A 13,046-nucleotide genomic window follows, 5' to 3' on the forward strand; every position below is an offset into this window, starting at 1 on the left:
GGGCGGATCTCCCCATGCACCCCAGGGGCCTACCCACCCAAAACCACCATCAGTAGGCGCTCTACCTGCACTGATGCGCTAAATCACCGGCATTGCTCTGACCAGCGAGAATGAGGATTGCTGAGGTCCTTGTTCCCGCCTCTGTCGGAGGCACTTTCCAGGTGAAGCAGCCTATCGGGTCCTATCCCCATGTCCGTGTCCGGGATGACGGCCGAGCCGTGGTCTCGCAGGCCGGTTCGGTCCTGCTGGTCGAAACGGTCCGCAAGATCGGCCTCGACCAGGCGATATCCGCAGCCCTGACCCCATGGCGGAGACGCGAGCCGTCCACGACCCCGGCAAGATGCTCGTGGACCTCGCACTGGCGGTCGCACTCGGCGGGGACTGCCTCGCCGACATTGCACTGCTGCGGTCCGAGCCGGCCGTGTTCGGGCCAGTCGCCTCCGACCCAACGGTCTCCCGCCTGATCCACACCCTCGCCGCTTCGGGCGAGAAGGCGCTGACCGCGATCCGCACCGCACGTTCCGAAGTACGCAGGCGGGTCTGGGAACTGGCCGACGACCGTGCTCCGGACGTCGGCGCTCAGGTGACCGTGGACCTGGACGGGGTCCTGGTCGTCGCGCACTCGGACAAGCAGGACGCAGCCCCGACCTGGAAGAAGACCTTCGGCCACCAGTGCGCCATGAGGCGCTCTGACGTATCCCCGGCTGAGCCAGGAGGAACTTGGAAGGAGGTTCCTGGGCCTGATGACTTACCCGATCCGGAAACGGTGACGGGACAAGAGCATGTCAGGAAACTGGCGGCCGTGCCGAGACGCTGCGGGCGGTGCGTCAGGGGGCCCGCGTGACATGGCGAAAGCTGGATTGCCTGAACCCCAATCTCCAGCGGAGGCAACGAAGACTCCACCGGCAAGGCGTCCGATGCCGGTGTCGTCGTCTGTGGCGGCTTGATGGTGTGGTCGCTGCACCTTCTGGACGGCGACGCGACGCTCGGTCAGAGCGTTCAAGGGGATGAGTGGGGCGCCTACATCACGCTGTTACGTACGTCGGAGACGAACATGGGATCGCCTACGGGACGCGAGTCCGAGGGCGACATCACCGGCGCCCGCTGGGGCCTGTCCGGAGCTGAAGCCGTGCTCAAGCTGCGTGCCGTCCGCGCCAACGGCGACTTCGACGCCTACTGGACATGGCACCAGCAGCAGGAGTTCATCCGCAACCACCAGACGCGCTACCGCGACCAGGTCATACCCACCGCTTGATCGACAGCACCCTCATTGGATCTGCACCCATCCCGGAATACACCCGAGGGCGCTCCCTGCGGCCGAACCGGGAGTACCACCGGATGTACTACGCGATGCGCAGAGCCCACGAACGAGGCGACCACGCCGAGTTCAGGAAACTGCGCCAGCGGCTACGGTCCCTGCCCAGCTCGGATCCACGAGACCCGGACTACCGCAGGCTCCGATACGTCCGCTACGCGGACGACACCCTGCTCGGGTTCATCGGACCCAAGGCCGAAGCCGAGGAGATCAAGGCACGTCTGGCCCAGTTCCTGCGAGACGACCTCAAGCTCGAACTGTCCCCCGACAAGACCCTGATCACCCACGCCCGCACCAGGGCGGCACGGTTCCTCGGCTACGAGATCACAGTCCAGCACAGCAGCACGAAGGTCACCAACGGGCGCAGGTCCGTCAATGGCGTGATCCGACTGCGTGTGCCGATCCCGGTGATCAACGCCTACTGCTCCCGCTACCTCAAGCGCAGCCAACCCGCGCACCGCTCCGACCTGTTCGCCGCCCCCGTCCGGGACATCGTCAGGACCTACGGAGCCGAGTACCGGGGCATCGTCCAGTACTACCTGCTCGCCAGCGACGTCTTCCGACTGTCCCAGCTCCACTGGGTCATGGAGACCTCGCTGCTCAAGACGCTCGCCGGCAAGCACCGCTCGACCGTCTCGGCCATGGCCCGCAAGTACCGGTCCAAGGTCGCCACCCCGGTCGGGCCGCGCGTGTGCTTGCAGGTCACCAGCGAGCGTCCCGGCAGGAAACCCCTGGTCGCACGGTTCGGGGGCATTCCGCTGCGACGGCAGAGAACCGCTCTGATCACCGACAAGTCCCCGACCGGAGCGGTAATCCGGCGCAGAGAGCTGGTCTCCAGACTCCTCGCCGGGCGCTGCGAGGTCTGCGGCGGCACGGACGGCCTCACCGTCCACCACGTCCGCAGCCTCACAGACCTGTCAGAACGCAGGCAGCCCCATCCGGCATGGGTGACGGTGATGCTCAGGAAACGGCGCAAAGCCCTCGTGGCCTGCCGGGACTGTCACACCTCCATCCACGCCGACGGCTGACGGAAACACGAAGATCGCTGGAGAGCCGCCTGCGGTGAAAGCCGCACGGGCGGTTCGGGCCGGGGGCCATCGGAAAAGGGTCCGCGCTTCACGCGGACACCTCGCCGGTGGCCTACCGGTACCCCGCTGGCCGCCTGGTGCGCGAACACGGGCGAATCGCTGGCGATGGAACTGCGACCGGGCAACGCCGGCGCGAACACGGTGGCCGACCATGTCCGGGTCCTGGCCGCCGCGCTGGCCCAGATACCGCACTCCTCCCAGGCCAAGATCCTCATCCGGGTGGACGGCGCCGGGGCCACCCACGGCCTGCTGGAACACCTCGAAGCACTGAACACCGCCCGTCGCACGGTGCGTTACTCGGTGGGGTGGAAGATGACCGACGCCGACGAGCGGGCCATCGCGAAGCTGCCCGAGGGCACCTGGGAGACCTCACTGAAGCAGAACGGAGATCTCCAGGAGGGTTACTTCGTCGCCGAGTTGAGTGATCTGAACACCCGCGACGGCTGGCCGCAGGGGATGCGGCTGATCGTGCGCCGGGTCAAACCGTCGGGGCGGCAGCTGGGGAAGCTGACCGCCTTCGAGAAGAAGACCGGCTGGCGCTACAGCATCACCGCCACCAACATCCGCCACATGTGGGGCATCGCCGGCTCCCACCAGAGCCAGTTCCTCGACGCCCTGCACCGCTCGCACGCCGGGGTGGAAGACCGCGTCCGCACGAACAAGGCCATGGGCCTGCACAATCTCCCGTCCAAGTCCTGGGAGATGAACCGCGGTTGGATGCTGGGCGCGAATCTCGCCGCGGATCTGGACGCCTGGGTCCGGCTGCTTGCCCTGCACGACATCGACGACCTCGCGGACGCCGAGCCCGACACCATGCGTTTCCGCCTCTACCATCTGCCGGCACGCCTCACCACTCACGCTCGGCGCCGCTGGCTGCGAATCGATTCCACCTGGCCCTGGGCGATGGCGTTCACCACCTGCTGGCAGCGGCTCACCGACCTCCCGGCCGTCACCTGACACCCGGGCACCGCCCCGACGAAGACCAGTAAGGAGGACGACCAGAAGCACTCCGGGCCCGTGGAACCCGGCGCACCCGCAGCGTCACGCGACGGCCCGCCTCGAACAACACGAGGACATTACGGGCGAACCAACGAGCCGATCAGCGGCCGAACCCCGCTGAAGAATCGAGGTCGAGGTTAAGAATCTCACAAGATGTCATCATCCAGCCATCCCTTGCCCCCCTCGAATGAGTACTATAATTTTCAATAACGCTATGGCCTCAAGCTCTCGGAGCTACCCCCCTCTCCCCCCCACCACGAGGGACGCTGCATTGCTGACGAACCACGAAGAAGCGACGTCCACTCTCTGGAACCATCTCCAATCATCCTGCGGGCGCACCGGAACGGCAGTCGTAGTCCGCGGTTTCCCTGGGGCTGGTCGCACATTTCTGCTCAATCAATTCATGGCGAGAACGCGCGCCGCCGACGTCGTCACCCTGTACGCGTCGGGGTGTGCAACCGAACAGGACACCCCTTTCGGCGTCATTGAACAACTATTCGCTGGGAATACGGCCGTACTGGAAGAACTCGTCGGCATCGTCACGTCCCATCCCGGCACCGTTCGCTTCCCGCCCCCGCCCTACGCGCTGCGCGCGGCCCAGCTGCTAGTGGAGAAGGCGCTGAGAGACCTGGGCACCCAAGGCCCCGTGGTCATCGCCGTGGACGACGCGCATCACGTCGACCAGCACTCTCTCAATGTCCTAAAGTTCCTCTGCAACCGGCTGAACCGCCTGAAGGTGTTCATCGTGCTGAGCAGCGCGGGTCTCACCCAGCGTGCGCTCCAGGGACTCGGGACATCTCTCATGCGGGTCCCTCGCCTGCTGGTCCTGCAATTGTCTCCGCTCACCGAACGGACCGCCCGCCAGCTGATCCACGAGGTCACCGGCAGCCAGCCCACCGAGCAGTTCGTCCGCGCGGCACTGGAGAAGACTGGCGGGAACGCCCGCCTTCTGTGGGCTGTCGCGCTCGACACCAGCAACGCCTCCCGGGGCACACCCCCGGAGCGCTGGGCTCCCGTGGAGGGGGCGGTGCTGCGCGACACGGTGGCCCTGATGCTCTCGGCCCCCCACGCCGACACGCTGCGGCGCACCACCCGTGTGGTGGCCGTCCTGGGAGAGGTCCGCCCAGCCGACTTCCTCAGCACCCTGTGCGACACCCCACCGGACTCGATCAGCGCCGATCTCGCACTGCTGAGGACGAGCGGCCTACTGGTGGGCAACCACTTTCGCACCGCAGGCATCCGCTCCGCCGTCCTGCAGGACCCCAGCTTCACCCACCGCGCCGAGCTGACCCGCCAGGCAGCACTCCAGCTCTACCAACACGGGGCTCCCCTCTGCGAAATCGCCAGGATGATAGCCGCTACGGGTCGTGCGACCGCTCTTTGGGAAGTCACCGTCCTGCGTGAGGCGGCCCGACAGGCGACCGCCGAGAATGACTGGCAGACGGCGGTCGTCCTCCTCGAACTCGCCCACAGCTACCGGGGTGAACAGAACGTATACGCGGCGACCCTGTTCCAACTCACCTGCACCAAATGGATGGTCGACACCTGCGCGGCCTCCTCCCACCTGACCGACCTGCTGAGCGAAGCCCTCGCCGACCGACTGCGTACGTCCGCCATGTTGTTCCTGGTACACATGCTGGCCTGGCACGGCCGCTTGTCGGAAACGGGCGACCTGCTCGCCCTGCTGCTCGAACGCCACGACGAAGACCCACAACTTCTCGACATGCAGCTGGCTCTGCTGCGGAAGTGCTATGGAGCACTACCCCAGGACGGGCCGCCTGTCCCTCCCGGGCATGTGTCAGGAGCGGCCCCGCTGGCCTTCGACCTCCCGCTCTTGTGCGAATCCGGCGCCGAGACCGCCGACACTCACCGGGCCCGGGCCCAAAAGGCCGACAGTCTGGCGAAGGCGTGGCACGGCGAGGACCCGACCACCATCCCCACACTCGACTGGGCTTTTCAGACGCTCCGGCTGCTGTGCGACGCTTCCTCGGCACTCCCCGCTCTTCCCTACGTGGACTCCCTGTTCTCCTCCCGAAAGACGGACGGCCTCAGCCCCTTCCACCGGATGCTGCTGAACCTTCTGCGGGCCGTCAGCGCGTTCGCCCAGGGCGACCTCCCGACGGCGGAGACACACGCCCGGGCCTCGCTCGTGCAGCCGCAGAACTGGGGAGCGCTGGTGGGGCTGCCGTTGGGAGTGCTCGTCCTCGCACTGTCCCTACAGGGCAAGCACGACGACGCTGCTGAAGTCCTCAGCGTGCCGGTCCCCCCCAGCGGCCACTCGTCGCACTTCGGCAAGCGGTACGCCTACGCGTCCGCCCACCACCACCTAATGGCCAAGAACCCCGGCGCGGCCCTGCAGAGATTCCACTCCATGCGGCGGCTCCAGGAACGCCTAGGCGGAGGCGATGACCTGCTGTGTTCGTGGCAGGCGGGGGCGGCGGCCGCCTGCCTCGCTCTCGGCCGCCAGGAGCAAGCCGTGCACCTGGCGGAGGAAGTGCTCGCGCAACCGGGCGAGGAAGGCACGCCCGGCAAACTGGAGGCCTCGTACGTCATCGCCCAGACCCAGTCGGCCAAGCAACGGCTGCCGTTACTGCGGAAGATCGCCGATCTGCTGGAAGGCCTCGGCAACCGGGTGGGACTCGCCCGTGTGCAGGTGGACCTGGCCCGCACCTACTACTCCCTCGGCGATCCCAAGACCGGCCGGGCGCTGACCCGTCGGGCTCTCATCGCCGCCCAGGCCACCGGCAGCGAGAACATCGTGCGCGAGCGGCTGGGCGACATCAACCCCGCGGACCCGGTGCCTCAGGTCCTCTCCTCACCTGCCGCCCGGCGGGTCCCCGGCGTTGGTCTGGCCGCCTTGCCGGCCTCCCGGTCGGATGTCGCTTCACTGAGCCAGGCCGAACTGCGGGTGGCGGGGCTGGCAGCCGTCGGCTACAGCAACCGGGAGATCGCGTCCAAGCTGTTCGTGACCGTCAGCACGGTGGAACAGCATCTGACCCGAATCTACCGAAAGCTGAAAGTCAAAAGCCGCAGCGAACTTGCGGCCACCATGTCGTCGGTACTGGAGTGCGAGCACTGACCGACGGCATGGGCCGTTCCGCCCTCACACCGAGGCGCGCACCGCCTCCGCCAGCGCCCCTGCCCGCTCGTTTCCCCTCAGGCTGTAGGCATGCAGGCTCGTCACGTACCCGAAGCCGATCCCGTTGTCGGGGTCCGCGAAAGCACCCGGGCCACCGTAGCCGGCATGGCCGAAGGAGCGGGGGCCACCGAAGACGTCGGCCGTGAACTCCTCCTTCCAGGGCAGGTCGAAGCCCATGGCCACGCGGGAGGGAAGCTGAAGGATTCGGTCGATACCGTCGAACTGCTCGGCTGTGGCCAGCGCCAGTGTCTCCGGAGACAGCAGCCGCACCCCGTCGACCTCGCCGATCAGCGCGGCGTAGAACCGTGCCAGGGAACGGGCGGTGGCCATGCCGTTCACCGACGGAACCTCACCATGGGCGACCTCCGGACTGCCGTAGTCGAGGGGCGGCTGGACCACGCGATAGGCCCGCTGGGTGAGAGAGTCGGGGTCGGAGAGCGCGGCGAGCATCGGCTTGAGCACCTGGGGCAGCGCGTCGATGTCGACCCCGGTCGGGTCGTAGTCACGCTCCGCGGAGCGGCTGGCGCGCGGCCAGGCCTCGGTGGGTAGACCCAACCAGAAGTCGAGGCCGAGTGGGGCCGCGATCTCCTCGGCGAAGAACACGCCGATCGACCGGCCGGAGACCCGACGGACCAACTCCCCGACGAGCCAACCGTAGGTCAGGATGTGCAGCCCGTGCTCGGAGCCGGGCTCCCACACCGGCCGCTGGCGGGCGATCGCCTCGACCACCGGCCGGGTGGCCAACGCTTGCTCGGGCGTCACCGAGGCGTCGAGGACGGGCAGGCCGGCCGCATGGGCCAGCAGCCAGCGCACCGGGATGTTCCCCTTGCCCTCGGCGGCGAACTCCGGCCAGTAGTCGGCCACCGGAGCGTCGTAGTCGATCAGGCCACGGTCACGCAGTACGTGGACGCAGGTCGCGGTGACCGCTTTGGTGGTGGAGAACAGCAGTTGGAGCGTGTCCTCTGTCCACGGCCGACCCGTTGTGTGATCCGCCTCGCCCGCCCACAGGTCGACCACCCGCTCGCCGTGCCGGTACACACAGACCGCCGCGCCGAGGTCACCTCGTTCGGTGAAGTTCGCGGCGAACGCGTCCCGCACCTTGACGAAATCTGGATGGAAGCTGCCCTTGATATCAAGGTCGGCCATGTATTCCTCCCTTTGCCCGGGCAGTCGAAATGCCCGATAACTTACGATAAGAGTAATACTCGCGGTAAGAGAGATAAGCGAACTTCGTTCTTCCGCTCCGAGCCTAGGGATTCCGATTCCTCGGCGACACCGCTAACGACCCCTTATTGACCCCACATTCGGGGGCTCGGACACGGGCTGATACCAGACGGAGCCCGCCGCGATGTCCGGGAGGTACGGGTGGCGTTCAGCCACGGTCCCGGCCGGGGCCTCGGCCACGGTGGTGTTCAGAGCGACGACGCGCCGGGCGGCCCACATCCACCTGGACCACACCCGGTCGGAGGCCGTCCGGAGGCGGTGGGCGTCGGTGAGCCGCAACTGTCCACCGACGCCGGGAAGCCCGGCTGGGCGCAGGCCGCGCAACGCCGCTTCGGAGCCGGGCCGCAGCAGGGCGGCCACGTCGTCCAGCCGGACGTCGGTGGGCCGGGCGACGCCGTGACCGTACCCGGCCCTGTACAGCGCGAGGGCCACCGACACGACCGTCATATGGGCGTCCACGGCATTGCCTCCGGCCGGCGGATACAGCCGCTCGTACAGCAGGCCGTCGGTGGGCAGGGCCCAGGACGTGAGCCCGGCCGCCGCGTCGAGGCAACCGGTCAGAGCAGGTCGACCGAAGTTTCGCAGCACCAGGTCCTCCCACTTCAGGAGGGATGTCGGCGGCTCTGAGGTCGGCCTCTCCGGCTCCGTCGGCTCCTCGATGCGGGGGAGCAGTACGGCACGAACCCTGGTGCCGGGGAAGCGGTCGCCGCGCAGGTGCAGCAACTGCCGTACCCCGCAGGCGGCCACCGCCGGATCGGACCAGGCATGACCGCAGGGACAGGCGAGCCGGGCCGTACGGCCCTCAGCGTGCAGGGTGATTCCGGCAGTACGGCCGCAGACCGGGCAGTACAGCGGGATCTCGACGCCGTCGTCGATCAGGTCGTCGTACCGCATGACCATCACCTCACCGCCGACGGTGACCGTCACGGCGCCGGCCGTCCGCTCGTCCGGCTCAGGCTCGTCAGCCACCGTCGGGGGCGCTCTCCTCGTCCGCGCCGTGCAGGGCGAGGACCGCGCCCGGGCAGAGGACAACCGCTTCGCGCACCGCGGCAACCTCGTCGGGCCGGGGCAGACGCAGGACCGTCACGATGCCGTCGTCACCCTGGCCGAAGATCTCGGGTGCGACGATCACGCACTGTCCTCCGCCGACGCACCGGTCGGTGTCGACCTCGATCTCGATTGCATTCATGTGGTGTTCCTCACCAAGTGACGGGCAGTTCATGCAGGCCGAACATGACGCTGTCGTATTTGAAGCGCAGCGTGTCAACGGGACGATCGAGTCGCAGTCCCGGAATGCGGTGAAAGAGTCGGCGCAGGCCGATGGAGAGTTCGGCGCGGGCCAGGTTCTGGGCCACGCACTGGTGCATGCCGTAACCGAAGGCGACGTGGTGACGGGCGCCCCGGGCCGGGTCGAAGACGCCCGGCTCGGCGAAGACCGCCGGGTCGTGGTTGGCCCCGCCCAGCAGCAGGACCAGGCCTTCGCCGGCCCGGACCGTGTGCCCGCCGACCTCGATGTCCTCCTTGGCGACGCGGCGCGGCACGATGTCGGCGATGGAGTGGTAGCGCAGCAGCTCCTCCACGGCCAGGTCGAGGGCGCCCGGGTCGGCCAGTAGCTCGGGAATCCGCTCTGGGTGTTCCAGCAGGGTCACCACGCCGAGCGCCATCATGTTCGCCGTGGTCTCGTGTCCGGCGATCAGAAGCTGGAAAGCCAGACCGACGAGTTCCTTGTGGGTGAGACCGTCCGACTCGCCGTACGCGCTGTAAAGGCGGCCGATCAGGTCGTCGCTCGGGTCGGTGATCTTCTTGGCGATCAGTTCGTCCAGGTAGCGCACCACGTCGGCGAACGCCTGCCTGCCCTGCGTCTCCGACGTGGCCAGGCCCAGTGCGAGTGACGCACGTTGCTGGAAGAACTCGTGGTCGGCGTAGGGGACGCCGAGCAGTTCACAGATCACCCGGGCAGGCAGTGCCAGCGTGAACCTTCGCACCAGGTCGACGGGCGGGTCGAGGTCCAGCACCTCGTCGAGGATGCCATCGATGACCGCTTCGATCTTCGGGGCAAGGTCCTTGACCCGACGGTGGGTGAATTCGGGGATGAGCATCTTGCGGAAGCGGGTGTGCCCGGGCGGGTCCATCTCGTCGAGACGGTTGCTGATCCGCAGCGGTGGACCGGCCGCAGCCGCAGACGCATCCCCGGCAGGGGCCTTGTCGGGGGCGCGCAGAATGGGGAAACCGGGACGAACGCTCTCCGCGCTGACCCGAGAGTCGGTGAGTAGGGCGCGTACCTCGGCGTACCCGGTGACGATCCATGCCTCGGCCCCGTTGGGCAGACGGACCCGGGTCAGGGGGGCCTCGTCCCGCAGGTCGGCATAGACGGACGGAGGCCCGTAGGGGCAACTGCGGCGCACGGGGAACGTCTGCTGGGGAGTGTCTGCCGACGGAGTCGCCGTGCCCGTCGGAGCAGGGTCAGGGGACATGGAAATCCTGTTCTGTTGCCTGTTCGGGGTCAGCTACGGGCGGTGAGCCAGGCGCGCAGGGCGTCCGCCGTGGTGTCGGAGCGGCCCTCCAGCATCGTGAAGTGGTCGCCGGGCACGTTGATCAGGACGTGCGGGAAGTCCCAGGTTGCACGCCAGCCCTCCGGAGTGTCGAAGGCGCCCACCAGTTCGTCGTCGAAGGGGAGTTCGGCGCGCAGGAACACCGTCTCGGTCTCGACGCTCGTCGGCTTCCAGCCCATGAAGAACCGGGTGTAGGCGCCCATCGCGGTCAGCCGGGCGTCGTCGATCTCAGCGAACAGGCCGTCCCGGCGCAGCATCTGCTCGACCAGTTTGGTCGCCATGGTCTTCGACGCGGTGTGCTCGGGCCCGTTGTACGTGTCGAGCAGCACCAAAGCCTCGGGGCGGACGCCGAGTTCTTCCAGGCGCCGGGTCACGGCGTGTGCGATCCAGCCGCCGCCGGACCTGCCGAGCATCACGAACGGGCCGTCGGCAGCGATCTTCTGCACCGTCGCCACGTGCAGAGCAACCAGCGCGTCCAGGGACGCGGGGACCGGCTCCCCGGCGACGAATCCCGGCTCGTTGACCACCAGCACTTCGTGGTAGCCGCCCAGTGCGGTGGCGAACCGGGCGTACTCCTGGGGTCCACCCACGGCGGTGAACGCCGGGAAGCAGATGATCGTCGGGGCCTTGTCGCCGGGGGCCATCCGGATCGGCGTGGTGGCGACCCGCTCGTACCCTTCCTCGTCGAACGTTTCCCGCAACTGGGCGGCGGCGCCCACGAGTTCCTGCCCGACCTCGTACTTCTGCTCGGCGTACGCCTGCTTAAACAGCGCGGCGAGGGTCCCCGCTCCGGTGGTCGCGGGCCGCTCCGCCGTACCGGCGCTGTCTGTCAGCCGCTCGGTCAGGTGTGCGGCGAGGGCCCCGAGATCGGTGTAGTCGTAGATCACCGAGGCGGGCAGCCGAACTCCGGACGCCTTGCTCAGCCGGGTGGCGAAGTCGGCGGCCATGAGGGAGTCAAAGCCCATCGACGGGAGATCGCGGTCTGCGGTGAGTCCGTCCATCGAGCCGTGCCCGAGGACCGCCGCTGCGTGCTCGCGGACCACGTCCAGCGCGGCCTGGGTCCGCTCGGGCTCATCGAGAGCCGCGAGGAGCAGCCGAAGGTTGGGGGCCGCCCTGCCGGGGGTCTCCTCGGCTTGCTCCCGCCGCCATGCTTCGGGCAGCGCCGCGAGCAGGGCGCCGGCACCGGCCCGAAGCTCGGTGAAGCGCGGCCCGAAGGAGGCCCAGTCCACGTCGTCGGCGAGGAAGACAGTGTCCCCGCCGGTCACCACCGCGTCCGCGAGTGCGGTGAGCCGAACACGTGGGGGCAGAGAGCCCAGGGCCACCAGGCTGCCCGGGCGGCCCTGCTCCCGCCGACGCCGTACGACGCTCTCCTGGGCGGACAGCGCGATGGCCTCCGCGGACCGGCCGGGCTCGCCCCAGAGGGATGCGGCGGAGGCGAGCAGGACGAACGCAGTGAGCGGCCTGGACGCGAACGCCTCGTCGAGCACCGCCGCTCCAGCCCCGTCCAGGCCAACCCCCACGGCGGTGCCGAGGTCCTCGGGGGTGTCCGCGAGGAAGTCCAGGCGCTCGGCCCGCTCGTCCATGTCGTCCGGACCGCCCACGACCAGCACACGCTCAGCTCCCCGGTCCAGCAGGTCGGTCACCAGCCCGACTCCCTGTGCCGTCAGTTCGGGATCGGCGTGGGGGCCGAAGACGGTGACAACGGTGCCTGCGGGTGTCCAGTCGGTGTCCGGGGGGCCCACCACCCGGACGAGTCGAGGTGCGTAGGCGCCGTCGGACCGCAGGGCCACCTCGCTCTCGCGGACGTCCGGTCCGTCGCCAGGCGCGTGGACCTCGCCGAGCAGCACGGACACGGCGTCGGCCCAGGCCCTCGGTCCGGCATCGGCCGGTACATCGACCATGCCGCCCCACCACCTGGCGGCCTCGACGGCGAGAACACGTCCCTGTCCCCAGAGCGCGGCGGCCTCGGGATCCACCACCTCGTCGTGGGTGACAGCGACCCCAGTCATGGTCAGGGTCCATTGCGGAGCCTGGATGCCGGCGTTCACCACGGATTCGGCGAGTGCGGCCCGGGCAGCCGGGTCGATGCTCGGCAACACCACCACGCCACCGACCAACCCGCTGTCTGCGACGTCGCGCAGCGCGGCCGGTTCCGCGTCCGCCGGCAGCGTCTCGACGCTGAGGCCGCGCGCCGTGAACGCCTCCTCCAGCGCGGGCAACGCGGGACCGAGCAGCAGCCAGCGGCGAGCCGGGAGCAAGGGTCCCGTGGACACCGACAGCCGCTGCCAGGACATCCGGTAGCGCAGTCCGTCCAGGGCCCGGCGATCCTGCTGGTCCCTGCGCCAGCCCGAAAGTACCGGCAGCACCTGCTCCCACACCTCGTCCAGCGGACCACCCAGCGTCTCCCCGAGGGCGGCGATGTCCTCCGCGGTAACCGCCGTCCAGAAGGCCGCCTCCGCCGGGTCGACGGCCACCGACATCGGATCCGTCACGGGGGCCGACGGCCAGTAGCGTTGGTGTTGGAAGGGGTAGGTGGGCAGGTCGACGGGGGCGGCCTCGGGGATGAGCGCGGTCCAGTCGACGGTCAGCCCGTCCTCATACGCCTGGCCCAGCCGGGACAGCAAGGTGAACGGCTCGTCCTGACCCGCCCGCTGCAACGGGAAGCAGACCGCCTCGGGCAGCGTCTGCTGAACCATCGGAGTCAGCGCCGCGTCCGGGCCGATCTCCAC

8 protein-coding genes and 2 pseudogenes are annotated in these 13,046 nt (G+C 68.7%); 5 read left to right on the plus strand and 5 right to left on the minus strand.

All coding sequences use genetic code 11. The features are described from left to right. Positions 1 to 161 precede the first annotated feature (161 nt). The 5 genes and pseudogenes from IE239_RS40555 to IE239_RS40575 all read left to right on the plus strand — a co-directional run. Positions 162 to 728, plus strand: a pseudogene (locus IE239_RS40555) (transposase); the annotation flags it as partial. A 359-nt stretch (positions 729 to 1,087) separates the two neighbouring features. After that, a pseudogene (locus IE239_RS42830) lies at positions 1,088 to 1,255 on the plus strand (ISKra4 family transposase); the annotation flags it as partial. A gap of 83 nt (positions 1,256 to 1,338) precedes the next feature. After that, a complete protein-coding gene (locus IE239_RS40565) occupies positions 1,339 to 2,343 on the plus strand; it encodes a group II intron reverse transcriptase/maturase (protein WP_229878779.1) in 1,005 nt (334 codons plus the stop codon). A 126-nt stretch (positions 2,344 to 2,469) separates the two neighbouring features. After that, complete coding sequence (locus IE239_RS40570; RefSeq protein WP_268254568.1) at positions 2,470 to 3,360, plus strand: transposase; 891 nt, start codon at positions 2,470 to 2,472, stop codon at positions 3,358 to 3,360. 256 nt (positions 3,361 to 3,616) lie between these two features. After that, positions 3,617 to 6,481 (plus strand): helix-turn-helix transcriptional regulator, encoded by a 2,865-nt coding sequence (locus tag IE239_RS40575; protein WP_229878783.1) that lies wholly within the window; start codon positions 3,617 to 3,619, stop codon positions 6,479 to 6,481. Positions 6,482 to 6,505: 24 nt separating this feature from the next. On the opposite strand, the gene IE239_RS40580 is transcribed toward IE239_RS40575, so the two are convergent. From IE239_RS40580 to IE239_RS40600, 5 genes are all read right to left on the minus strand, one after another. Beyond that, positions 6,506 to 7,687, minus strand: a complete 1,182-nt coding sequence (locus tag IE239_RS40580; RefSeq protein ID WP_190154466.1) for a serine hydrolase domain-containing protein — start codon at positions 7,685 to 7,687, stop codon at positions 6,506 to 6,508. Positions 7,688 to 7,819: 132 nt separating this feature from the next. Continuing rightward, a complete protein-coding gene (locus tag IE239_RS40585) occupies positions 7,820 to 8,734 on the minus strand; it encodes a hypothetical protein (protein ID WP_190154467.1) in 915 nt (304 codons plus the stop codon). Then, positions 8,727 to 8,954, minus strand: coding sequence for a ferredoxin (locus IE239_RS40590; RefSeq protein ID WP_308435461.1), 228 nt, complete (start codon positions 8,952 to 8,954; stop codon positions 8,727 to 8,729). The genes IE239_RS40585 and IE239_RS40590 overlap by 8 nt, the downstream gene beginning before the upstream one ends. A gap of 10 nt (positions 8,955 to 8,964) precedes the next feature. Then, positions 8,965 to 10,239 (minus strand): cytochrome P450, encoded by a 1,275-nt coding sequence (locus tag IE239_RS40595; RefSeq protein WP_190154468.1) that lies wholly within the window; start codon positions 10,237 to 10,239, stop codon positions 8,965 to 8,967. Positions 10,240 to 10,268: 29 nt separating this feature from the next. Next, a partial coding sequence (locus IE239_RS40600; protein ID WP_229878784.1) for a thioesterase domain-containing protein occupies positions 10,269 to 13,046 on the minus strand: 2,778 nt, incomplete at its 5' end.

The sequence above is a fragment of the Streptomyces humidus genome, from assembly GCF_014649655.1.
GTDB classification, from domain to species: domain Bacteria; phylum Actinomycetota; class Actinomycetes; order Streptomycetales; family Streptomycetaceae; genus Streptomyces; species Streptomyces humidus.

Coding starts and splice junctions, on each gene's coding strand:
- IE239_RS40565 (WP_229878779.1), top strand. CDS start 1,339: ATGTACTACGCGATGCGCAGAGCCCACGAACGAGGCGACCACGCCGAG.
- IE239_RS40575 (WP_229878783.1), top strand. CDS start 3,617: ATGGCCTCAAGCTCTCGGAGCTACCCCCCTCTCCCCCCCACCACGAGG.
- IE239_RS40580 (WP_190154466.1), bottom strand. CDS start 7,687: ATGGCCGACCTTGATATCAAGGGCAGCTTCCATCCAGATTTCGTCAAG.
- IE239_RS40590 (WP_308435461.1), bottom strand. CDS start 8,954: ATGAATGCAATCGAGATCGAGGTCGACACCGACCGGTGCGTCGGCGGA.
- IE239_RS40595 (WP_190154468.1), bottom strand. CDS start 10,239: ATGTCCCCTGACCCTGCTCCGACGGGCACGGCGACTCCGTCGGCAGAC.